The sequence below is a fragment of the Paraburkholderia sp. MM6662-R1 genome, assembly GCF_050436245.1.
GTDB classification, from domain to species: Bacteria; Pseudomonadota; Gammaproteobacteria; order Burkholderiales; family Burkholderiaceae; genus Paraburkholderia; species Paraburkholderia tuberum.
The window spans coordinates 3,059,742-3,081,380 of record NZ_JBNDLV010000001.1 but is presented as its reverse complement, the minus strand read 5'-3'; the positions used below and the strand labels follow the sequence as shown (position 1 = coordinate 3,081,380).

The following is a 21,639-nucleotide window of genomic DNA, read 5'->3' as shown; positions in this document are numbered from 1 at the left end:
CCCGCTCCCGAGCGGGCGCATCATTGTCATCACTGAAGCCCTTTTCGGAGCACAACACATGAGTCAAGTCACGCTGGGCGGCAACCCGATCGAAGTAAGCGGCACGTTCCCGTCGGTCGGCCAGCAGGCCGCCGCATTCTCCCTGATCGGCCGAGACCTGAAGCCGCTGACGCTCGCCGACTTCGCCGGCAAGCGCAAGGTGCTCAACATCGTCCCGAGTCTCGACACGCCGACCTGCGCGACGTCGACGCGCAAGTTCAACGAAGCCGCCGCGAAGCTCAGCAACACGGCCGTCATCGTCGTGTCGGGCGACCTGCCGTTCGCGGCGTCGCGCTTCTGCACGACCGAGGGCATCGAGAACGTGGTGACCGCGTCGACGTTTCGCGGCCATGAGTTCGCGCAAGCGTACGGCGTCGACGTGACGAGCGGTCCGCTGACCGGCCTGACCGCGCGCGCGGTCGTCGTGCTCGACGAAAACGACAAGGTCGTGCACGCCGAGCTGGTCGGCGAGATCAAGAACGAGCCGAACTACGACGCAGCGCTCGCCGCGCTGAAGTAAGCCCTCTCGCGCGCGAACCACGGCGCCGCGCCTCGCGCGCGGCGCCGTCGGCGCGGCGCGTCTCTTCCCACCGCTTTCATACAGGAACGCTCGCCTTGGCTACGCTCATCTGCGGCTCGCTCGCGTACGACAACATCATGACCTTCGAAGGCCGCTTTCGGGAGCACATCCTGCCGGAGCAGGTCCACATCCTGAACGTGAGCTTTCTCGTGCCGACCATGCGTCGCGAGTTCGGCGGCTGCGCGGGCAACATCGCCTATGCGCTGAATCTGCTCGGCGGCGAGGCACGGATCATGGGCGCGATCGGCGCCGTCGACGCACAGCTCTATCTGGACCGGCTCGCGCAGCTCGACCTGTCGACGGAAAACGTGCTCGTCGTGCCCGACACCTACTCGGCGCAGGCGATGATCACGACCGACCTCGAGAACAACCAGATCACCGCTTTCCATCCGGGCGCGATGATGCAGTCGCATCAGAACCGCGCCGACGAAGTGGCGGGCCTGACGCTCGGCATCGTCGCGCCGGACGGCTATGACGGCATGGTCCAGCACTCCGAACAGCTTGCCGCCGCAGGCGTGCCGTTCATCTTCGATCCGGGCCAGGGCTTGCCGCTGTTCGACGGCGAGACGCTGCGGCGCATCATTGAACTTGCTACTTATGTAGCGGTCAACGATTACGAAGCCGCGCTGGTGAGCAACAAGACCGGCTGGTCGATCGAACAGATCGCCGGCAAGGTCGACGCGCTGATCATCACGCTCGGCGAGAAGGGTGCGCAGATCCATCACGGCGGCGGGTATCGAAGAGATTCCGGCGGTCACGGCCAGGCAGGTGCTCGATCCCACCGGCTGCGGCGACGCGTTTCGCGGCGGCTTGCTCTACGGTATCGAGAAGGGTCTCGGGTGGGCCACGACCGGCCGTCTCGCCAGCCTGATGGGCGCACTGAAGATCGAGCATCAAGGCCCGCAAAACTACGCGCCCAGTCGGGCGGAAATCAACGAGCGGTTCAAGCAGGCCTTCGGATACGACCTGCACTGATATCGCGTGCTATGGGAGTTTGGGAATGAGAACATCGAGTCGCCTGATCGTCGTCACCTTGTTCGCCGGTTCGCTGGCCATGTCGGGGTGTGCGGTCAACAGCAGCTCTCCCGACGTTTTCACCGCCTCGCAGGCGCAGCGTGAACAGACGGTTCGCATGGCCACGGTGGAGAGCGTGCGCGCGGTGCGGATCAGCACGAACGACGGTCAGCCGATCGGCATCGGCGCACTCGGTGGCGGGGCGCTCGGCGCGCTCGCCGGCAGCACGATCGGCGGCGGACGTGGCTCGGTCGCGACGGGTATCGTCGGCGGCATCGGCGGTGCGGTCGCCGGCAATGCAATCGAAAACCGCGTCGCCATGCGCGACGGTATCGAAATCACCGTGCGCCTCGACAACGGCGACATGCGCGCCGTCACCCAAACTGCTACCGGCGAAATCTTCCGCGCAGGCGATCGCGTGAGGCTGCTGTCGAGCGGCGGCGTCACGCGCGTCACACACTAAGCGCACCTCCCGCGCGGCGGCGCGTAGTTCAGCGCCGCGACGACGACTTCACACGCATGGGTCCTCACGGGTCCATGCGTGTTTTTTCTTTTCGGGACGACGGGCAAAAAAAACCCGCCACCGGCACACCGGTAACGGGTCATTGACCGGGTGGCGCCCGCAAGAAATCGAGCACGACCCGGTCATCCGGCACATCGTACGATGTGTCGACTTACTGCTACTGCTTACGGACGGCTGCCCGTCGGGAACGGCCATGCCGCTGCCGGGTTCAGCGCGGTCTTCACCGTCGCCGCCGGTGCGCTCGAGACAGCAGGCGCAGCGGGAGCAGGCGCGGCCTTCTTGGCGACAGCCTTCTTCGCAGGGGCAGCCTTCTTCGCAGGCGCAGCGGCCTTCTTCGCGGCAGCCTTCTTGGCAGGTGCAGCTTTCTTGGCTGCAGCCTTTTTGGCAGGCGCCGCCTTCTTGGCAGCGGCCTTCTTCGCCGCGACCTTCTTCGCCGGTGCTGCCTTCTTCGCTGCGGCCTTCTTCGCCGGTGCTGCCTTCTTCGCTGCGACCTTCTTCGCTGCAACCTTCTTCACCGCGGCTTTCTTCGCCGGTGCTGCCTTCTTCGCCGCGACCTTCTTGGCTGCAACCTTCTTCGCCGCGACCTTCTTCACTGCGGCTTTCTTCGCCGGTGCTGCCTTCTTCGCCGCGACCTTCTTCGCTGCAACCTTCTTCGCGGCGACCTTCTTCACTGCGACCTTCTTCGCGGCGACCTTCTTGGCCGGAGCAGCCTTCTTAGCCGGAGCAGCCTTCTTTGCTGCGGTCTTCTTTGCTGCGGGCTTCTTGGCCGCGGCCTTCTTTGCAGTTGCCATCATTTTCTCCTTCAGGTTTTCAGATGAGGTCAGTTCAAACTACACCCTTCGTCAAAACCCGCTTCCCGCGGACGCTTCTCAGGGCGCGCGCTACGAAGCGGGCTATTCATCGGCGTACGCAGGTGCGGCGCGCTTACGCTAATGAATGCGGTAAGGCGCGCCGTGCCCGAAGGCACCGCGCGCCAAATCTGGTCGGCGTCGCAAGGCGACGCCGGCAATTGCTTGATCGGGCCGCCGGCAACGACGCCAGCGGCTTTTTCCGGGGGGAAGTTTGCCCATCCCACTGAAGGGTCCGCAAAGTGCCTGTCATGTTTGTGGGCCGTCAAGGCACCGGGCACGCTTTGCATCAGGCCGTTCTGCTCCTAACCCGGGGCGCCGCGGCCACAGGCGGCGGCATCCCCATCAATGAATACATCCGCGATACGAATCCCGGCTTACTCCCAGGAAAGCGCACCGCCAGTCTGATATTCGATCACTCGCGTCTCGAAGAAATTGCGTTCCTTCTTCAGGTCGATCATCTCGCTCATCCACGGGAACGGGTTTTCCTCGTTCGGGTACAGCGGATCGAGACCGATCTGCTGGCAACGGCGGTTGCAGATGAAGCGCAGATAGCTCTTGAACATCGACGCGTTGAGGCCGAGCACGCCGCGCGGCATCGTATCTTCGGCGTAGCGGTATTCGAGCTCGACCGCCTGCTGGAAGATCGCGCGAATTTCGGCGCGGAATTCGGCCGTCCACAGGTGCGGGTTTTCGAGTTTGATCTGGTTGATCAGGTCGATGCCGAAGTTGCAGTGCATCGACTCGTCACGCAGGATGTACTGGTACTGCTCCGCCGCGCCGGTCATCTTGTTCTGGCGGCCGAGCGCCAGGATTTGCGTAAAGCCGACGTAGAAGAACAGGCCTTCCATCACACAGGCGAACACGATCAGCGAGCGCAGCAGCGTCTGGTCTGCTTCGAGCGTACCGGTCTTGAAGGCCGGGTCGGTCAGCACGTGGATGTACGGAATCAGGAATTCGTCTTTCGCGCGGATCGACGGGACCTCGTGATACGCGTTGAAGATTTCGCCCTCGTCCAGACCGAGCGACTCGACGATGTACTGGTAAGCGTGCGTGTGGATCGCCTCTTCGAACGCCTGGCGCAGCAGGAACTGGCGGCATTCGGGCGCCGTGATGTGGCGGTAGGTGCCCAGCACGATGTTGTTGGCGGCGAGGGAATCTGCCGTCACGAAGAAGCCGAGGTTGCGCTTGACGACGCGGCGCTCGTCTTCGGTCAGCCCGTTCGGGTCTTTCCACAGGGCGATGTCGCGCGACATGTTCACTTCCTGCGGCATCCAGTGGTTGGCGCAACCCGCCAGATACTTTTCCCAAGCCCACTTGTACTTGAACGGCACCAACTGATTGACGTCAGTCTGGCCGTTGATGATGCGCTTGTCGGCGACATTGACGCGCGCTTCGGAAGCGGCCGCCGCGTTGGCAACCGCGTTGCCAATATGAGCGACGGGAGCGACAGCGACGTCGTTCGCGAAGACTTCTTGAGCGGAGGGAGCATGCGGAGCGGAACGCGTTCCGATTTGCGAATCAACAGCCGACCCCGCAGCGTTGCGCAACACGTTCGGTTGCGTCGCGCTCGAGGGAGTTACGGCAGTGATCTCGTCATCCCAGTTGAGCATAAATGTCACCATCAATTTAGAACGGTTTGTACCATCTTTTCACGAGCGATAAAAGAGTTCACTCGCGAAAATTCCTGTTTTCGATTCGCGTTGCTACGTTCATACAACACTTTGTTCGACATGCTGCGTGTGACCCATCCAGTGACGCATCGAGTGACGCGTGATGAACGCGTGTTGAACATGTGTTGCCGAGGTCCTTCGCGAACTCGAAGAGCAACGTTTCGACACGACGTTTCGTTGCTCTATCTATATGTATTGCGCAGTGCGTTCGCGGCATCCGCCCACTGATCGATGGACTGATCGATGCCGCACGAGCCGCGCATCGCGAGAGTCGGCGGTGAGCCGTGTCGAGCGTGTTGCGTCAGCGTTGGCGGTCGAGGTGCGATGCCATGTCGAGCGATCGTCTGGTGTTGCCAACGGCTGGATTGCTTCACTGCATCGACGAGCGGTGAGACTTCGATACTGCTCACCGCTCGTCGACCTGCTTTCTACTTCATCGACGGGGCGCGTCGCTCACCGCCTGCGGATCACCACCTACGACCCTCGCGTGCAGTCAGCAAGCATCGCTCCCGCTGCTTGCCAATCTTTACTGGCAAGCCTCGCACTCGTCGAAGCCAGGATCGCCCGGACGCATCATGCAGACCGGACCATCCGCTTCGGGTGCCGCGTCGAGCGCGACCGCGGCAGTCGCTGCGACCGCTGCAGCAGCCTGGAAGCCGCCGCCCACACCACCCGCCGCGCCGCCGCCCACGCCGAAGCCGCCTGCCGCGCCGCCCGCGCCACCCGAGCCGTCATGACCCGAGCTCACCGCGTTCAGCGCGCCGTGCGCAACCGTCGACTTCTCGACGTGCGTCGCCGCCATCGTGCGCAGGTAGTAGGTGGTCTTCAGTCCGCGCAGCCATGCGAGCTTGTAGATCTCGTCGAGCTTCTTGCCCGATGCGCCCGCCATGTAGATGTTCAGCGACTGCGCCTGGTCGATCCACTTCTGACGACGCGAAGCCGACTCGACGAGCCACACCGGATCGACTTCGAACGCGGTCGCGTAGATCGCGCGCAGGTCGGCCGGGATGCGGTCGATGCGCGACAGCGTGCCGTCGAAGTACTTCAGGTCGGCGACCATCACTTCGTCCCATAGGCCGCGCGCCTTCAGGTCGCGCACCAGGTAGTCGTTGACCACCGTGAACTCGCCCGACAGGTTCGACTTCACGTACAGGTTCTGATAGGTCGGCTCGATGCACGCCGACACGCCGATGATGTTCGAGATCGTCGCGGTCGGCGCGATCGCCACGCAGTTCGAGTTGCGCATGCCGTAGGTCGAGATGCGCGAGCGCAGCGCGGGCCAGTCCATCGACTCGCTCGAATCGACCTCGACATAACCGCCGCGCGCCTCGGCGAGCAGCGCCACCGAATCCTGCGGGAGGATGCCGCGATCCCACAGCGAACCGCGGTAGCTCGAGTAGCGGCCGCGCTGTTCGGCAAGCTCGGTCGACGCGTAGTACGCGTAGTAGCAAACCGCTTCCATCGAGCGATCGGCGAACTCGACCGCTTCCTGCGACGCGTACGGCGTGCGCAGCACGTGCAGGCAGTCCTGGAAGCCCATGATGCCGAGGCCGACCGGACGGTGCTTCAGGTTCGAGTTACGCGCCTTGGCGACCGCGTAGTAGTTGATGTCGATCACGTTGTCGAGCATGCGCATCGCGACGCTGACCGTGCGCTTCAGCTTGTCGTGGTCGAGCGCGAGCGTGCCGTCGGCCTGCTCCTTCAGGTGCGCGACGAGGTTCACCGAGCCGAGGTTACAGACGGCGATTTCGGCGTCGCTCGTGTTCAGCGTGATTTCCGTGCACAGGTTCGACGAGTGGACGACGCCGACGTGCTGCTGCGGCGAGCGCACGTTGCACGGATCCTTGAACGTGATCCACGGATGGCCGGTTTCGAACAGCATGCCCAGCATCTTGCGCCACAGCTGCGCCGCCGGGATCTTCTTGAACAGCTTGATCTCGCCGCGCGCGACCTTGTCTTCGTAAGCCGTGTAAGCCGTTTCGAACGCGGCGCCGAACTTGTCGTGCAGGTCCGGACAGGTGGACGGCGAGAACAGCGTCCAGTCGCCGCCTTCCATCACGCGCTTCATGAACAGATCGGGAATCCAGTTCGCGGTGTTCATGTCGTGCGTGCGACGACGGTCGTCGCCGGTGTTCTTGCGCAGCTCGAGGAATTCCTCGATGTCGAGGTGCCACGATTCGAGGTACGCGCACACCGCGCCCTTGCGCTTGCCGCCCTGGTTCACGGCGACCGCCGTGTCGTTGACGACTTTCAGGAACGGCACCACGCCCTGCGACTTGCCGTTGGTGCCCTTGATGTGCGAGCCGAGCGCGCGCACACGCGTCCAGTCGTTGCCGAGGCCGCCGGCGAACTTCGACAGCAGCGCGTTTTCCTTCAGCGCTTCGTAGATGCCGTCGAGGTCGTCGTCGACCGTGGTCAGGTAGCAAGACGACAGCTGCGAGCGGCGCGTGCCGGAGTTGAACAGCGTCGGCGTCGAACTCATGAAGTCGAAGCTCGACAGCACGTTGTAGAACTCGATCGCGCGCGCTTCGCGGTCGATCTCGTTCAGCGACAGACCCATCGCGACACGCATAAAGAATGCCTGGGGCATTTCGATACGCACGTTGTCGTGATGCAGGAAGTAGCGGTCGTACAGCGTCTGCAGACCGAGGTAGCCGAACTGCAGGTCGCGGTTCGCGTCGAGCGCGGCCCCGAGGCGCTTCAGGTCGAACTGCAGCAGCTTGTCGTCGAGCAGCTCGGCTTGCACGCCGCGCTTGATGAACTGCGGGAAGTACTCGGCGTAGCGCTCGCCCATCTCGGCTTGCGTGACTTCCTCTTCGAGAATCTCGCGGCGGATCGTATGCAGCAGGATGCGCGCGGTGACCTGGCTGTAGGCCGGGTCCTTTTCGATCATCGTACGGGCAGCGAGGATCGCCGAGTCGTACACCTGGCTCATCGGCACGCCGTCGTACAGGTTCTTCACCGTTTCCGCGACGATCGGCTCGGCGCTTACGGCCTCGCCGAGGTTCGCGCACGCGGATTCGATGATGCCGCGCAGCGCAGCCATGTCCAGCGCACGCGTGATGCCGTTGTCGGTCACGTTCAGGCCCGGGGTGCTGGCGCCTTCCGCTGCCTGACCTTCATGAGCGTCATGCGCGCGCGCCTGGTTGCGCTTCTCGCGATACAGCACGTAAGCGCGCGCGACGTTGTGTTCGCCGCCGCGCATCAGCGCGAGTTCGACCTGATCCTGAATGTCTTCGATATGGAACGTGCCGCCATTCGGACGGCTGCGCACCAGCGCGCGCACCACGTTCTGCGTGAGTTGCTCGACCAGTTCGCGCACCCGTGCCGACGCCGCGCCCTGACCACCGTTGACGGCGAGGAACGCCTTCGTCACGGCGATCGCGATTTTCGACGGCTCGAACGACACCACGCTGCCGTTGCGGCGGATCACCTTGTAGTCGGCGTAATTCGCTTGCGGCGCGAGCGCCTGCGCGCCTTGGGTCTGGCCGAAGGCCTGGCCAGTCGGTGAGCCCTCGTAACGGGTCGTCACGTTGTCGGTGGTTTGCATGTGCAAAGCTCCTGGTCTTGGAAATATTGCGGCGAGTGCCGCGGATTAAATCAAACGCCGCGCCGCCGCGTGCGCGTGCGCGTGCGATGAGGTGCAGGAAGGCCGGCTACGCCGGTTGGCGGGATGCAACTGCGAGGAAGCCTGGTTCGATTTGATGACGGTCTTCATCGGGTCGGTCGCGATCACTGGCTGGTCCTTTCCTGAATGCTTCTGGATGCGGCCGGAGATCCCCTACCGGCTGCTCCCCAGGAATTTTTTTCGCTGTCTGGAATGCTTGCGGTGCCAGGCTCGGGGAGCGGGACGCCGCAGACTTATCCACTCTTATTCACTCGGTTATGCACATGGTTATTCACAGCACAACACAAGATATAGTGCGAAACTCAGTTGTCGGCACCAAGTATAGTGGAGTTTCGAGACAGGTCAAAAGGTTTTTATTTGCGCTTGCAGTCTTGACTTTTGCTTCACGCGGCGCGCAGAAGCTCCCCGGAGAAGCAGGCTGCGCCTCGTTCTGCGTGGATCACGCAAGATCGTGCGAAGGGGTTACCGCGTTTCGGAAAACTTGCGATAGGGGAAATACCGACCGTCGAGCAAGGTGTCGCGCTGCAGTCGCGGCCACTCGAAATACGGACCGGGATCGGTCTTGCGACCGGGTGCGATGTCGGAGTGGCCGGCAAGCGCGTCGATCGGATAGCGTGCCTTCAGTGCTCTGACGAGCGCGGCGAGCGTGCGGTATTGCGCCGCTTCGAAGGCGGTGGTGTCGCTGCCTTCGAGCTCGATGCCGATCGAGAAATCATTGCAGCGCTCGCGGCCAAAAAAATTCGACGGCCCCGCGTGCCACGCGCGCTCGTTGCACGACACGAACTGCTCGAGTGCGCCATCGCGATGAATCACGAAATGCGCGGACACGCGCACGCCGCGCAGATGCGTGTCGTAGTACGGGTGAGTGTTGCAGTCGAGCGCGTTCTGGAACAGCTCGGCAATCGCGGTGCCGCCGAACTCGTTCGGCGGCAGGCTGATGTTGTGAACGACGATCAGCGTCGGCAGCGCGCCTTGCGGCCGCGCTTCGAAGTTTGGCGAGGCAAGCTTGCGTGCGGCAGGAACCCAACCGTCGGCATCGACGGTGTACGCGCCGCTCATCGGGCGTCGCGGCCGCTCGGACGCGCGCCGTGGCGCTGCGCGTGCGCGGCGCAGCAGAACGCCTGCCCCGCGACGCTGACCGAGTCGCTCTTCGGTGCGTGCACGCCGCACTCGACGCAGCGGATCATCGGCTCGGCAAGCTGCGGCTGTTGCCCATTCGAAGAACGCGCGCCGCCATTTGCGGTGCCGGCAGCGTTGGCACCGCCGGCACCGGTGCGTTGCGCGGACTGCGCGTCGTGGCGGCGCAGCGCCTTCACGAGCCATTGACCGACGATGAACAGCAGAATCAGCAAAAAGATTTGTCGCATGGGGACACTCACACCACGGGCCGGTGCAACAGCACCTCGAAAACAAAACGGCTGCCGACGTACGCGAGCAACAGCGCGACGAACGAGGCCAGCACCCAGCGCAACGCCGCACGGCCGCGCCAGCCGGACACCTTGCGCGCGGTCAGCAGCGCGCCGAACATCACCCACGAAAGAATCGCGAACACGGTCTTGTGATCGAGCCGCAACGCGCGGTCGATCAGCTGCTCGCTGAACAGGATGCCCGACAGCAGCGTCAGCGTGAGCAGCACGAAGCCGGCGCCGATCAGACGGAACAGCAGCTTCTCGAGCGTGAGCAGCGGCGGCAGCGCGTCGAGCCAACTCGACCACCAGCCATTGTCCGCCGCCGCGTGCCTTTGCGCGAGACCACCGCGCATCGAATGCAGACGCCGCTCGACCGCCAGCATCAGCACCGCGTGCAGCGCCGCGATCGCGAACAGACCGTACGCGATATTCGCAATCAGGAAGTGCAGCTTGAACATCGGCGCGGCCGCATACGGCAGCACGCGCACGCCGCCGAACGCGAGCGGCAGCAGCGACGCGACGCACGCGAGTGGCAACACCAGCAGGCGCAGTCCGTCGAGCGGGAAAAAGAAACTCTCGATCCAGTAGATGCCGGCGCCGAGCCAGAACATCGCCGACAGCGCGAACGCGAAGCCGAACACCATCGCGTTCTGCGGGAAGATCGTGCTATGCAGCAGCACGCCGTGAGCGAGCAGCGCGACGAACAGCAGCGCGCGCCCGGGCGCGCTCATGCCGGAGGCCACCAGAGCGCCCGCGTTGGCGGCATGACCGGGCAGCGGCGGCACGCTCTCGAGCAGCGGCCGCACGGCCGCGTGCCGGTGCGAGCGCCAGCCGGCCACGGCAAGACCGCCATAGAGAAGCGCGGTGAGGGCATACAGTACAATATCCATATTCGAAGTTTACACTAGGGCCCTACTCCGCGACGTCTTGCGCTTCGCGCGCTGCGCGGGCCCCACCGTTCATCGCTCCCCATGCTCGACAATCTGACTCAACGGATGGCGCGCGTCGTCAAGACGCTGCGCGGCGAAGCCCGGCTCACCGAGGCGAACACCCAGGAAATGCTGCGCGAGGTGCGTCTCGCACTGCTCGAGGCCGACGTGGCGCTGCCCGTCGTGCGCGAGTTCATCGCGAAGGTCAAGGAGAAGGCGCTCGGCGAGGAAGTGATCTCCAGCCTGTCGCCGGGTCAGGCGCTCGTCGGCGTCGTGCAGCGCGAACTGACCGCGGTGATCGGCGGCGATTACGAAGGCAAGGCCTCCGAGCTCAATCTCGCCGTCGCGCCGCCCGCGATCATCCTGATGGCGGGTCTGCAGGGCGCCGGCAAAACGACCACGGTCGGCAAGCTCGCCAAGCTGCTGCGCGAGAAGTACAAGAAGAAGGTGCTGACCGTTTCGTGCGACGTCTATCGTCCAGCCGCCATCGCGCAGCTGAAAACGGTGACCGAGCAGGTCGGCGCGGACTTCTTCCCGTCGGAGCTGAACCAGAAGCCGGTCGACATTGCCCGCGCCGCGCTCGACTGGGCCAAGCGCCACTATCACGACGTGCTGCTCGTCGACACGGCCGGCCGTCTCGGTATCGACGAGGTGATGATGAACGAAATCACCGCGCTGCACGCCGAGCTGAAGCCGGCGGAAACGCTGTTCGTCGTCGACGCGATGCTCGGCCAGGACGCGGTCAACACCGCGAAGGCGTTCAGCGACGCGCTGCCGCTCACCGGCGTCGTGCTCACCAAGCTCGACGGTGATTCGCGCGGTGGCGCGGCGCTCTCGGTGCGTCACGTGACGGGCAAGCCGGTCAAGTTCGTGGGTGTCGCCGAAAAACTCGACGGCCTCGAAGTGTTCCACCCGGACCGCATGGCGAGCCGGATTCTCGGCATGGGCGACATTCTCGCGCTGGTGGAGGAAGCGCAGCGCGGCGTCGACGTGCAGGCGGCGCAGAAGCTCGCCGACAAGGTCAAGAAAGGCGGCGACTTCGACCTCAACGATTTCCGCGCTCAGCTCACGCAAATGAAGGGCATGGGCGGCCTGTCGTCGCTGATGGACAAGCTGCCCGCGCAGTTTCAGCAAGCCGCGGCCGGCGCCGACATGAGTCAGGCCGAGAAGCAGATGCGCCGCATGGAAGGCATCATCAACTCGATGACGCCGGCCGAGCGCGCCAAGCCCGAACTGATCAAGGCGACCCGCAAGCGCCGCATCGCCGCGGGCGCGGGCGTGCAGGTGCAGGAAGTCAACCGCATGCTGAACCAGTACGAACAGATGCGCACGATGATGAAGAAGCTCAAGGGCGGCAACCTGCAGAAGATGATGCGCGGCATGAAGGGCATGATGCCCGGCATGCGCTAAGCTTGATGGGACCGGCGCGCGCTCGCGCCGAGGGCGGCGCGGCTGACTTCGGCACCGTGCGGGTTTATTCTGTAGCGCATTGCGCCGTCCCTCGCGGGAACGTCCCTCGGGACGTTGCCACTCACACTATGTATACAGTTACCGTCCGTCAGACGTCATGAACCGCGAAGAAGCCCTCCATATTTTTCAACACTCCGAAGAGATAGTTTCGGCCTCGGACGTCACTGCGTCGATCGCCCGCATGGCGGCTGCCATCCGCGACGAGATGAGCGAGGACTTCCCGCTCGTGCTGTCGGTGATGGGCGGCGCCGCGGTATTCACCGGCATGCTGCTGCCGCACCTCGATTTCCCGCTCGAGTTCGACTACATCCACCTGACGCGCTACCGCAATACGACGAAGGGCAGCAACGAGATGCAATGGCGCGTCGCGCCGGCCGAGTCGGTCAAGGATCGCGCGGTGCTCGTGCTCGACGACATCCTCGACGAAGGCGAGACGATGGCCGCAATCCGCGACCGCATCCTCGCGATGGGCGCGAAGCGCTTCCTGTCCGCGGTGCTGTGCGAGAAGATCATTCCGAAGGCGAAACCGCTGCGCCCCGATTACTGCGGCTTCGAAGTGCCGGACCGGTACGTGTTCGGCTGCGGGATGGATGCGAAGGGCTACTGGCGCAACCTGCCGACCATTCGGGCGTTGACCGAGGGAGCGTGAGCGGGGCATCCGCCCCGCCCCACCGGCGAAAAAAAAGCAGCCTGCCTGGCTGCTTTTTTTATGGCTGCGACGGTGGCAATGCGCGCACCGGCTCGCGTTTCACAGCTTGTGCACGAAAGAGCGGATTCCACCGAGCATCATCTCGACTGAAATCGCGACGAGCACGAGCCCCATCAGTCGCTCGAACGCCGCCATCACACGTTCACCGAGCCACGCCTGAATGCGCTCGGCGAGCATCAGCACGATCGCACAGATGATCATCGTGACGGTCAGCGCGCCGACCCACTCGACCGTTTTGCCCGGCGCCTGCGAGGTCAGCAGCATGACCGTCGCCAACGCCGACGGACCCGCTAGCGCAGGAATCGCGAGCGGCACGATCAGCGGCTCGCCCCCGCGCGCGTCGCCGCCGAACGGACCGTCCGGATGCGGAAACACCATGCGCAGCGCAATCAGAAACAGCACGATGCCGCCGCCGATCCGCAACGACTGGTCGCTGAGGCTCATCATGCGCAGAAAGCTCTGCCCGAGCATCATGAACACCAGCAGGATCGCAAACGCGATCGCGACCTCGCGCAGGATCACGACCGTGCGACGCTCCGGCGACACACCTCGCAGGCAACTGACGAAGATCGGGATGTTGCCGAGCGGATCGGTGATCAGGATCAGCAGCACCGTCGCGGACAGGAAGGTGTACTCCACCGCCCGCTCCGCTTAGTTCGCCAGCGCCGCGCGCACTTTGCCGATCACGGTCTGCGCGGCATCCGCGACCGGCAGCAGCGTCGCTTCGGCCTCGCGACGGCCCTGATACTCGATCTTGCCGTCCTTCAGACCACGGTCGCCGATCACCAGTCGATGCGGCACGCCGATCAGTTCCCAGTCGGCGAACATCACGCCCGGCCGCTCGCCGCGATCGTCGAGGATCACGTCGATACCGGCCGCGACGAGTTCCGCGTACAGCTTGTCGGCCTGCTCACGCACCGCGTCGCTGCGGTCATAGCCCATCGGGCACAGCACGACTTCGAACGGCGCAATCGACTCCGGCCAGATGATGCCCTTGTCGTCGAAATTCTGTTCGATCGCGGCGCCGAGAATCCGCGTGACGCCGATGCCGTAGCAGCCCATTTCCATCGGCCGAGGCTTTCCGGTTTCGTCGAGACAGGCCGCGTTCATCGCTTCGGAATACTTGGTGCCGAGCTGGAACACGTGGCCCACTTCGATGCCGCGGCAGATGTCGAGCACGCCCCTTCCGTCCGGCGACGGATCGCCCTTCTTCACATTGCGGATGTCGGCGACGACCGGCTCCGGCAGGTCGCGGCCCCAGTTCACGCCGGTGGTGTGATAGTCGACGTCGTTCGAGCCGACCACGAAGTCGCTCATGTTCGCGACCGTGCGGTCCGCGATCACCTTGACCGGCTTCTTCGTGTTGATCGGACCGAGATAGCCCGGCGGTGTGCCGAACGTCTCAACGATCTCGGCTTCGGTCGCCATGCGGAAACTACCGAGGCCCGGGAGCTTGGCCGCCTTGATCTCGTTCAGATCATGATCGCCGCGCAGCATCAGCAGCCAGATCGTCGGCTCGGCGCCTTCGTTCTCGGTGGCGAGCACGACCGACTTGATCGTGCGTTCGAGCGGAATGTTCAGCAGCTCGGCAACCGCCTCGCACTTCGCCTTGCCGGGCGTCGCGGTCTTCTTCATCTCTTCTGCCGGCGCCGCGCGCTCTGCGATCAGCGGTAGCGCTTCGGCCGCCTCGACGTTCGCGGCGAAATCGGAGGTCGGGCAATACGCGATGTCGTCTTCGCCGGTGTCGGCGATCACATGGAACTCATGCGAGCCGCTGCCGCCGATCGAGCCGTTGTCGGCCGCCACCGCGCGGAAGTCCAGACCGAGGCGCGTGAAGATGCGCACGTACGCGTCGTACATCTTGCGATACGACTCGCGCAGACCCTGCGCGTCCTTGTCGAACGAATACGCGTCTTTCATGATGAACTCGCGGCCGCGCATCACGCCGAAACGCGGACGGATCTCGTCGCGGAACTTCGTCTGGATCTGATAGAAGTTGACCGGCAGTTGGCGATAGCTCTTGATCTGGTTTGCGCGCGATGTCGGTGACCACTTCCTCGTGCGTCGGGCCCATCACGAAATCGGCCTGCTTGCGGTCTTTGAAGCGCAGCAGCTCGGGACCGTACTTCTCCCAGCGCCCCGATTCCTGCCACAGTTCGGCCGGCTGCACGGCCGGCATCAACAGCTCGATGGCGCCCGCCCGGTTCATTTCCTCACGCACGATCGCTTCCACCTTGCGGATCGAACGCAGGCCGACCGGCAGGTAGTTATAGATACCGCCCGCGACGCGACGGATCATGCCCGCGCGCACCATGAGCTTGTGGCTGATGATTTCGGCGTCGGCGGGCGCTTCTTTGAGAGTGCCGATAAAGAAACGGGAAGCTTTCATTCAAGGTGTCCAAAAGCGGCGGCTTCCGGTAGGACCGCCAGAAAAGGGGAAAATGAGGGAAATCGACACAGATCCGCGGCGAAGCCGGCAGGGTTCGCCCGACTGGGGGCGCCCTGCCCCCGTGCGGCGCCGAAACCGCCGCGCAAAGCCTCTCTCACAAGGGATAGGCACGGAAAACCGACAGGCTACCGCAAACCCGGGCCTGTTGCGGCGAATCGCTCCATTCTGATGCGATTCGGTGCGAAGGGTCCGTTATCTGTTTATAATCAAAGCAATTTTAAAGGATTCGAAGGTGGTTGTATGCTGGATCGTGAAGGCTTTCGCCCGAACGTCGGCATCATCCTCTTGAACGCGCACAACGAGGTGTTTTGGGGCAAACGACTCCGTGAACATTCCTGGCAGTTTCCGCAAGGGGGCATCAAATATGGTGAGACCCCCGTGCAAGCGATGTATCGGGAGTTACACGAAGAGACCGGGCTGCTTCCTGAGCACGTCAAGGTGATCGGTCGCACGCGCGACTGGTTGCGTTATGAGGTGCCTGACAAGTTCATCAAGCGCGAAGTACGCGGTCATTACCGCGGCCAGAAACAAATCTGGTTTTTGCTCCGGATGGTAGGACGCGACTGCGACATCTGTTTGCGCGCCACCGACCACCCTGAGTTCGATGCGTGGCGTTGGAACGAGTATTGGGTGCCGCTCGACTGTGTGATCGAGTTCAAGCGGGATGTGTATCAGTTGGCGCTAACGGAGCTGTCCCGTTTCATGCGCCGGCCTGCGCCGCGTGCGGAAAAACCTGGCGGGCATCATGGGTCGCGTTATCCCCGGATAGCGTCGTCGATGCAAAGCCCGCCGGATTCCACGGTAAGCACGGTGGTCACCACCGTCACGACCGTAACTTCGGTCAGCGTCGAAACTTCGACGCACGTGCTGGTCGCGCCGGATTGCGGTCCCGGCTCACCGGATGCCAACATGAGATCGGAGGATGAGCGCGAAACGGCCGAAGCCGACGAGGCCGTCGCCCCGTTAGTCCGACGAGGCGTGCGCGATTAACCATTCCAGGCGGCGGCTCGCGCCGCCTCTCTCTGGCGCGGCTTTCGAGCCGCGTCTGTCTCTCGAGGGAATCAGATTGAAAGCACTTGCATTCGCCGTGGCGTGCGTCGCCACCGGCGCCCTGCTGGCAGGCTGTTCGAGCGCCGGCAAACCGACCAACAAAGACGACAGCGAGTTCACCTATCTGCTGGATCGCAAGAGCAACTGGGTTGAAAACAAGGTCGACACGTTGCCGCCGCTGCCCTCCGACGCGAACCTGCTGCCGTTCGAAGTCTCCGGCAATACGCCGCTGCAATTTGCGATCGACCCGAAGTCCGTCAGCGTCGGCGACGACGGCGTGGTGCGTTACACGGTGGTCGTCACGAGCCCGGGCGGTGCGCGCAACGTCAATTACGAGGGCATCCGTTGCGATACGTATGAATGGCGTCAGTATGCGGGCCTGAACGCCGATCACGACGGCTGGGACACGACGGTCGCAAACCCGTTTTCGCGGATAGAAAACGGCGCGCTGAATGCGTACCAGGCCGCGTTGTATCAGGACTATATGTGCGCCAACAAGATTCCGACCGGCAGCGCGCAGCACATCGTCGAGAACATTCGTTACAAGCGCACGCAGACGTCGCAGATTCATTGAGGCCGGTTGCGCGGCGCGCGCCCGACTCAGGCGCCGTTGCTTATCCGTGACGATTAAAAAGCCGTTCCAGCCTGCGCTGGAACGGCTTAATTGTTGGCTCTTCATACGCGCGATATGCGCGCCGCCTCGCAGATCAAAGCACCACGAGATTGTCGCGATGAATCAGTTCGGGCTCGAGCATATAGCCGAGCACTGACTCAATTTCGCCGCTCGGACGCCGCTGGATCAGTTTGGTTTCCGCGCTGCTGTAGTTCGTCAAACCACGTGCGACCTCGCGGCCTGACGCGCTCAGACACGCGATCACCTCGCCGCGCGCGAATGCACCCTGCACACCGACGATGCCGATCGGCAGCAAGCTCTTGCCGCCGGCGGTCAGTTTTTCGACCGCGCCGTCATCGATCACGACGTGGCCGCGCACCTGCAGGTGATCGGCCATCCATTGCTTGCGCGCCGCCATGCGCGCGGTGCGCGCGATCAGTTGGGTGCCGATCGCCTCGCCGGCCGCCAGTCTCACCAGCACGTCCGACGCGCGCCCACTCGCGATCACCGTATTGGCGCCGCTATGGGCCGCACGCTTCGCAGCGAGAATCTTGGTCAGCATGCCGCCGCGGCCGAGGCTCGAGCCCGCACCGCCCGCCATCGCCTCGAGCTCGGGCGCGCCGGCGTCGGCTTGCTGGACTAGTGTCGCGGTCGGGTCCTTGCGCGGATCTGCGGTGAAGAGGCCTTGCTGGTCCGTCAGAATGATCAGCGCGTCGCCCTCGATCAGATTGGCAACCAGCGCGCCGAGCGTGTCGTTGTCGCCGAACTTGATTTCGTCGGTGACGACCGTGTCGTTCTCGTTGATGATCGGTACAACTCCGAGCCCCAGCAGCGTGAGCAGCGTGGAGCGAGCGTTCAGATAGCGCTCGCGGTCAGCAAGGTCAGCGTGAGTAAGCAGGATCTGCGCAGTCTGGATGGAATGTTCGGCGAAGCGGCTTTCGTACACTTGCGCGAGCCCCATCTGACCGACCGCCGCGGCCGCCTGCAGCTCATCGATTTCACGCGGCCGCTTCGTCCAGCCGAGCCGCTGCATGCCCTCGGCGATCGCGCCCGAGCTGACCAGCACCACTTCCTTGCCTTGCGCGCGCAGTGCGGCAATTTGCGCGGCCCAGCGGCCGATCGCCGCATGATCGAGGCCGCGCCCGTCGTTCGTGACGAGACTCGAACCGACTTTGACGACCAATCGCCGTGAATCTGCGATGACGGAACGCATTGTGCGCTGTCTCCCAAGATGACGCGTGATGCATACCGGCACCCGCCGCTGGCGCCGGCGCTCGAGTTGTTATTCCTGCGGATCGGTGCCGGCTTCGCGGGTCGCGGCCGGTACTTGCGTCCCGTCGCGGAAACGCACGTCGGAGGCCAGGTCTTCGGCTTCGGCCGCGCGTTGCGCGTCGGAGTGCTCGGCGAGATAGTCGAACACGGCGTAGCAAAGATTTTCACAGCCCTGGCCAGTCAGCGCCGAGATCTCGAACACCGGACCGTCCCAGCCGAAGCCTTCGAGGAACGCCGCCACGCGCGCTTCGCGATCGTCCTCAGGCACCATGTCCAGCTTGTTCAGCACAAGCCAGCGCGGCTTCTGATAAAGCTCTTCGTCGTACTTGCGCAATTCGTTGACGATCGCCTTCGCTTCGGCGACCGGATCGATCGATTCATCGAACGGTGCGATGTCGACGATGTGCAGCAGCAGCCCGGTGCGCTGCAGGTGACGCAGGAATTGATGGCCTAGGCCGGCGCCTTCCGCCGCGCCTTCGATCAGCCCCGGAATGTCGGCAATCACGAAGCTGCGGCTCGGCCCGACGCGCACGACGCCGAGGTTCGGCGCGAGCGTGGTGAACGGATAATCGGCGATTTTCGGCTTCGCGTTCGACACCGACGAGATAAACGTCGACTTGCCGGCATTCGGCATGCCGAGCAGACCGACGTCGGCCAGCACTTTCAGTTCGAGGCGGACCATGCGGCGCTCGCCCGGCTTGCCGTCGGTCTTCTGACGCGGCGCGCGGTTCGTGCTGGACTTGAAATGGAGGTTGCCGAGGCCGCCGGCTCCCCCTTGCGCGATTTGCACGCTCTGGTTGTGCTCGGTCAGATCGGCGATCAGCTCGCCGGTTTCCATGTCCGTGATGGTGGTGCCGACCGGCATGCGCAGCGTGATGTCATCACCGCCCTTGCCGTAGCAATCCGAGCCGCGGCCGTTTTCGCCGTTGCGCGCCAGATGTTTTTTCGCGTAGCGGTAATCGATCAGCGTGTTGATGTTGCGGTCAGCCACCGCGATCACGCTGCCGCCCCGGCCGCCGTCACCGCCATCGGGGCCGCCGAACGGGACGAACTTCTCGCGGCGCATCGACGCGCTGCCATCCCCTCCGTCGCCGGCGATGACTTCAATCCTCGCTTCGTCAATGAACTTCATGTGTTACTCCGTCCCGTGGTGTACTGCCCGATTCGATGCAGGGGTTGATACTGATTGGATGCTGCTATTTTGCCGCGCGCGCCGCGCGTTGATCAATCGACCGACCGGCGTAGTCCGCCGATGAGGAGCGGTCGGCTGCGCGGCTTCGGCGCCAAGCTAAAGAGGCGCCGCAATAAAAAAAGCCCCGCGTACTTCGCGGGGCCTTTTTCCGGTCCTGAAGCCCGTGCTTGATTAAACTCAGGCTGCCGGGACGACGGAAACGGTGTGCTTCTTCGCCGCGCCCTTCGTCGAGAACTGGACGTGGCCGTCCTTCAGCGCGAACAGGGTGTGATCCTTGCCCATGCCGACGTTCTCGCCAGCGTGCATGCGCGTACCGCGCTGACGCACGATGATGCCACCAGCGTTGATAGCCTGGCCGCCGTAAACCTTCACGCCGAGGCGCTTCGACTCGGAGTCGCGGCCGTTTCGGGACGATCCGCCTGCCTTTTTGTGTGCCATTTGATTTGCTCCTTAACCGGTGCGCTTACGCGTCGATCGCGTCGATGCGCAGTTCGGTATAGTTCTGGCGGTGGCCGCCATGCTTCTGGTAGTGCTTCCGGCGACGCATCTTGAAGATCGTCACTTTGGCGTGACGACCTTGCGACACGACGGTAGCCTTGACGGAAGCCCCACTGACCAGCGGCGTACCGAACTTAATCGATTCGCCTTCGCCCACTGCGAGAACCTGGTCGAGCGTGATTTCAGCGTCAATGTCTGCCGGTATCTGTTCTACTTTAAGTTTTTCGCCGACGGCAACCTTGTACTGCTTGCCACCGGTTTTTATGACCGCGTACATTGAGAACCTCACTCTGTATTCATTTTTCCCACGCACCGCGCGCGGAAACTGTCAATTATACATAGAGTTAGCTGCTCGGTCAAAACCTGCTTACCAAACCGTCTACCGTCCGGCTTTGCCCTCCCTCGCAGGCGCTCGCAGATGGCATACCTGCGACGCGCGGCGCCCCGCAGACGGCCTTGGCAGGCGCCCCGCGCGCCATGCGGAACGCATCCACGCCGCAGCCGACGACCCGGAAGCGCCCCGATCGCCTTATAATTCGCGGCACTACCCAATTCAGCCATCATGTCGTCGACTGCCACCACCTCCCCCAACGTCGCCAGCCTGCTTGCTCCGATCGCCGAAGACATGCAGCAGGTCAATCGCGTCATCCGGCAACGTCTTGCGTCGGACGTGATGCTGATCAATCAGATTTCCGAGTACATCATCAGCGCCGGCGGCAAGCGGCTGCGGCCCGCGCTGCTGTTGCTGGTGGCGGGCGCGCTGGGCGATACGACGGGGCACCGGCACGAGCTGGCAGCGGTCGTCGAATTCATCCACACGGCCACGCTGCTGCATGACGACGTGGTCGACGAGTCCGACCTGAGGCGCGGCCGCCAGACCGCCAATGCGCTGTTCGGCAACGCGGCGAGCGTGCTGGTCGGTGACTTTCTTTACTCACGGTCGTTCCAGATGATGGTCGGCGTGGGCAAGATGCGCGTGATGGAAATTCTGTCGGAGGCGACCAACATCATCTCTGAAGGCGAAGTGCTGCAGTTGTTGAACATGCACGATGCCGACGTCGACGAAGCCCGTTACATGCAGGTGATCCGCTACAAGACCGCAAAGTTGTTCGAGGCGGCCGCCCAGCTCGGCGCGGTGCTGGCCGGCGCGGACGCGAAAACCGAAGCCGCCGCCGCCGAGTACGGTCGTCGCATCGGCACCGCGTTCCAGATCATGGACGACTGGCTCGACTACACGGGCACGGCCGAGTCGATGGGCAAGAACGCCGGCGACGATCTGCGCGAAGGCAAACCGACGCTTCCGCTCATCTATCTGATCGAACGCGGCACGCCCGAGCAGTCGGCGCTCGCGCGCGAAGCCATCGAGCAAGGTGGCACTGACCGTTTCGATACGATTTTCGACGCGATCACGCGCTCGGGCGCGCTGGATCACACGCTCGAGTGCGCGAAACAGGAGGCGCAGGCAGCCGCGGCAGCAATTTCGTCATTTCCCCATTCCATTTTCAAAGAGAGCCTGCTAGAATTATGCTCTTACTCGACGGCAAGACAGTCTTGAACGAGACTGAAACACCGAATTAGTCTGAATCGAGTCAGCAGTACCCAATCGGGGTGTAGCTTAGCCTGGTAGAGCGCTACGTTCGGGACGTAGAGGCCGGAGGTTCGAATCCTCTCACCCCGACCAGATTCTCCTTGTTAGCTCAAGGTTCAAAACCGCCGCAGCGTTGCTGGGCGGTTTTTTGTTTT

19 protein-coding genes, 1 tRNA gene and 2 pseudogenes are annotated in these 21,639 nt (G+C 63.5%); 9 read left to right on the top strand and 13 right to left on the bottom strand.

Annotation, left to right across the window (positions count from 1 at the left end; all coding sequences use genetic code 11):
* Nucleotides 1–58 precede the first annotated feature (58 nt).
* The 3 genes and pseudogenes from tpx to OKW39_RS14560 all read left to right on the top strand — a co-directional run bounded on the left by tpx (nt 59) and on the right by OKW39_RS14560 (nt 2,096).
* Entirely contained in the window at nt 59–559 is a 501-nt protein-coding gene (gene tpx / locus OKW39_RS14570; RefSeq protein WP_090801909.1) for a thiol peroxidase, read from the top strand.
* 95 nt (nt 560–654) lie between these two features.
* A pseudogene (locus tag OKW39_RS14565) lies at nt 655–1,594 on the top strand (carbohydrate kinase family protein).
* Nucleotides 1,595–1,619: 25 nt separating this feature from the next.
* Nucleotides 1,620–2,096 (top strand): hypothetical protein, encoded by a 477-nt coding sequence (locus OKW39_RS14560; protein WP_184058527.1) that lies wholly within the window; start codon nt 1,620–1,622, stop codon nt 2,094–2,096.
* 224 nt (nt 2,097–2,320) lie between these two features.
* Here the strand turns inward: OKW39_RS14560 and OKW39_RS14555 are convergent, their stop codons facing one another.
* From OKW39_RS14555 to OKW39_RS14525, 7 genes are all read right to left on the bottom strand, one after another.
* Nucleotides 2,321–2,947, bottom strand: coding sequence for a histone H1-like DNA-binding protein (locus OKW39_RS14555; protein WP_184066851.1), 627 nt, complete (start codon nt 2,945–2,947; stop codon nt 2,321–2,323).
* 29 nt (nt 2,948–2,976) lie between these two features.
* A complete protein-coding gene (locus OKW39_RS14550) occupies nt 2,977–3,294 on the bottom strand; it encodes a hypothetical protein (RefSeq protein ID WP_084754174.1) in 318 nt (105 codons plus the stop codon).
* A gap of 87 nt (nt 3,295–3,381) precedes the next feature.
* Nucleotides 3,382–4,617 carry a ribonucleotide-diphosphate reductase subunit beta gene (locus OKW39_RS14545; protein ID WP_090805471.1) on the bottom strand — a complete coding sequence of 412 codons (1,236 nt, stop codon included), beginning with the start codon at nt 4,615–4,617 and terminating at the stop codon, nt 3,382–3,384.
* A 586-nt stretch (nt 4,618–5,203) separates the two neighbouring features.
* Complete coding sequence (locus OKW39_RS14540; protein ID WP_429335340.1) at nt 5,204–8,227, bottom strand: ribonucleoside-diphosphate reductase subunit alpha; 3,024 nt, start codon at nt 8,225–8,227, stop codon at nt 5,204–5,206.
* Nucleotides 8,228–8,767: 540 nt separating this feature from the next.
* Nucleotides 8,768–9,364 carry a 1,6-anhydro-N-acetylmuramyl-L-alanine amidase AmpD gene (gene ampD / locus OKW39_RS14535; protein ID WP_429562920.1) on the bottom strand — a complete coding sequence of 199 codons (597 nt, stop codon included), beginning with the start codon at nt 9,362–9,364 and terminating at the stop codon, nt 8,768–8,770.
* Nucleotides 9,361–9,672, bottom strand: a complete 312-nt coding sequence (locus tag OKW39_RS14530; RefSeq protein WP_090801917.1) for a PP0621 family protein — start codon at nt 9,670–9,672, stop codon at nt 9,361–9,363. Before OKW39_RS14530 ends, ampD begins: the two co-directional genes overlap by 4 nt.
* A gap of 8 nt (nt 9,673–9,680) precedes the next feature.
* Complete coding sequence (locus OKW39_RS14525) at nt 9,681–10,604, bottom strand: cytochrome C assembly family protein (protein WP_090801919.1); 924 nt, start codon at nt 10,602–10,604, stop codon at nt 9,681–9,683.
* A gap of 81 nt (nt 10,605–10,685) precedes the next feature.
* Here OKW39_RS14525 and ffh point away from each other — a divergent pair, with 81 nt between their 5' ends.
* Entirely contained in the window at nt 10,686–12,053 is a 1,368-nt protein-coding gene (gene ffh, locus OKW39_RS14520) for a signal recognition particle protein (RefSeq protein WP_090801921.1), read from the top strand.
* A gap of 157 nt (nt 12,054–12,210) precedes the next feature.
* Nucleotides 12,211–12,762, top strand: a complete 552-nt coding sequence (locus OKW39_RS14515) for a hypoxanthine-guanine phosphoribosyltransferase (RefSeq protein WP_429562919.1) — start codon at nt 12,211–12,213, stop codon at nt 12,760–12,762.
* 99 nt (nt 12,763–12,861) lie between these two features.
* On the opposite strand, the gene OKW39_RS14510 is transcribed toward OKW39_RS14515, so the two are convergent.
* Nucleotides 12,862–13,461 (bottom strand): MarC family protein, encoded by a 600-nt coding sequence (locus tag OKW39_RS14510; RefSeq protein ID WP_090801923.1) that lies wholly within the window; start codon nt 13,459–13,461, stop codon nt 12,862–12,864.
* Between the two features lie 12 nt (nt 13,462–13,473).
* A pseudogene (locus OKW39_RS14505) lies at nt 13,474–15,211 on the bottom strand (proline--tRNA ligase).
* A gap of 300 nt (nt 15,212–15,511) precedes the next feature.
* Between OKW39_RS14505 and OKW39_RS14500 the strand changes: the two are divergent.
* Both OKW39_RS14500 and OKW39_RS14495 read left to right on the top strand, forming a co-directional pair.
* Nucleotides 15,512–16,261, top strand: coding sequence for an RNA pyrophosphohydrolase (locus OKW39_RS14500; RefSeq protein WP_090801927.1), 750 nt, complete (start codon nt 15,512–15,514; stop codon nt 16,259–16,261).
* A gap of 76 nt (nt 16,262–16,337) precedes the next feature.
* On the top strand, nt 16,338–16,895 hold the full coding sequence (locus OKW39_RS14495; protein WP_184058542.1) for a CNP1-like family protein: 558 nt from the start codon (nt 16,338–16,340) through the stop codon (nt 16,893–16,895).
* Nucleotides 16,896–17,028: 133 nt separating this feature from the next.
* Here the strand turns inward: OKW39_RS14495 and proB are convergent, their stop codons facing one another.
* From proB to rplU, 4 genes are all read right to left on the bottom strand, one after another.
* Nucleotides 17,029–18,147: a glutamate 5-kinase gene (gene proB / locus OKW39_RS14490; RefSeq protein WP_429562918.1), complete on the bottom strand. Its 1,119-nt coding sequence runs from the start codon at nt 18,145–18,147 to the stop codon at nt 17,029–17,031.
* 69 nt (nt 18,148–18,216) lie between these two features.
* Nucleotides 18,217–19,338 carry an Obg family GTPase CgtA gene (cgtA, locus tag OKW39_RS14485; RefSeq protein WP_184051016.1) on the bottom strand — a complete coding sequence of 374 codons (1,122 nt, stop codon included), beginning with the start codon at nt 19,336–19,338 and terminating at the stop codon, nt 18,217–18,219.
* Between the two features lie 237 nt (nt 19,339–19,575).
* A complete protein-coding gene (gene rpmA / locus OKW39_RS14480) occupies nt 19,576–19,836 on the bottom strand; it encodes a 50S ribosomal protein L27 (RefSeq protein ID WP_008923994.1) in 261 nt (86 codons plus the stop codon).
* Nucleotides 19,837–19,861: 25 nt separating this feature from the next.
* Nucleotides 19,862–20,173, bottom strand: coding sequence for a 50S ribosomal protein L21 (gene rplU / locus OKW39_RS14475; protein WP_090801935.1), 312 nt, complete (start codon nt 20,171–20,173; stop codon nt 19,862–19,864).
* A 285-nt stretch (nt 20,174–20,458) separates the two neighbouring features.
* Between rplU and OKW39_RS14470 the strand changes: the two genes are divergently transcribed.
* Both OKW39_RS14470 and OKW39_RS14465 read left to right on the top strand, forming a co-directional pair.
* A complete protein-coding gene (locus tag OKW39_RS14470; RefSeq protein ID WP_026229109.1) occupies nt 20,459–21,451 on the top strand; it encodes a polyprenyl synthetase family protein in 993 nt (330 codons plus the stop codon).
* A gap of 49 nt (nt 21,452–21,500) precedes the next feature.
* A tRNA-Pro gene (locus OKW39_RS14465) sits at nt 21,501–21,577 on the top strand.
* Nucleotides 21,578–21,639 lie beyond the last annotated feature (62 nt).

Coding starts and splice junctions, on each gene's coding strand:
- OKW39_RS14540 (WP_429335340.1), bottom strand. CDS start 8,227: ATGCAAACCACCGACAACGTGACGACCCGTTACGAGGGCTCACCGACT.
- rplU (WP_090801935.1), bottom strand. CDS start 20,173: ATGTACGCGGTCATAAAAACCGGTGGCAAGCAGTACAAGGTTGCCGTC.
- OKW39_RS14555 (WP_184066851.1), bottom strand. CDS start 2,947: ATGGCAACTGCAAAGAAGGCCGCGGCCAAGAAGCCCGCAGCAAAGAAG.
- OKW39_RS14530 (WP_090801917.1), bottom strand. CDS start 9,672: ATGCGACAAATCTTTTTGCTGATTCTGCTGTTCATCGTCGGTCAATGG.
- OKW39_RS14470 (WP_026229109.1), top strand. CDS start 20,459: ATGTCGTCGACTGCCACCACCTCCCCCAACGTCGCCAGCCTGCTTGCT.
- OKW39_RS14550 (WP_084754174.1), bottom strand. CDS start 3,294: ATGCAAAGCGTGCCCGGTGCCTTGACGGCCCACAAACATGACAGGCAC.
- ampD (WP_429562920.1), bottom strand. CDS start 9,364: ATGAGCGGCGCGTACACCGTCGATGCCGACGGTTGGGTTCCTGCCGCA.
- ffh (WP_090801921.1), top strand. CDS start 10,686: ATGCTCGACAATCTGACTCAACGGATGGCGCGCGTCGTCAAGACGCTG.
- proB (WP_429562918.1), bottom strand. CDS start 18,147: ATGCGTTCCGTCATCGCAGATTCACGGCGATTGGTCGTCAAAGTCGGT.
- cgtA (WP_184051016.1), bottom strand. CDS start 19,338: ATGAAGTTCATTGACGAAGCGAGGATTGAAGTCATCGCCGGCGACGGA.
- OKW39_RS14500 (WP_090801927.1), top strand. CDS start 15,512: ATGCTGGATCGTGAAGGCTTTCGCCCGAACGTCGGCATCATCCTCTTG.
- tpx (WP_090801909.1), top strand. CDS start 59: ATGAGTCAAGTCACGCTGGGCGGCAACCCGATCGAAGTAAGCGGCACG.
- OKW39_RS14515 (WP_429562919.1), top strand. CDS start 12,211: ATGAACCGCGAAGAAGCCCTCCATATTTTTCAACACTCCGAAGAGATA.
- OKW39_RS14560 (WP_184058527.1), top strand. CDS start 1,620: ATGAGAACATCGAGTCGCCTGATCGTCGTCACCTTGTTCGCCGGTTCG.
- OKW39_RS14525 (WP_090801919.1), bottom strand. CDS start 10,604: ATGGATATTGTACTGTATGCCCTCACCGCGCTTCTCTATGGCGGTCTT.
- OKW39_RS14545 (WP_090805471.1), bottom strand. CDS start 4,617: ATGCTCAACTGGGATGACGAGATCACTGCCGTAACTCCCTCGAGCGCG.
- rpmA (WP_008923994.1), bottom strand. CDS start 19,836: ATGGCACACAAAAAGGCAGGCGGATCGTCCCGAAACGGCCGCGACTCC.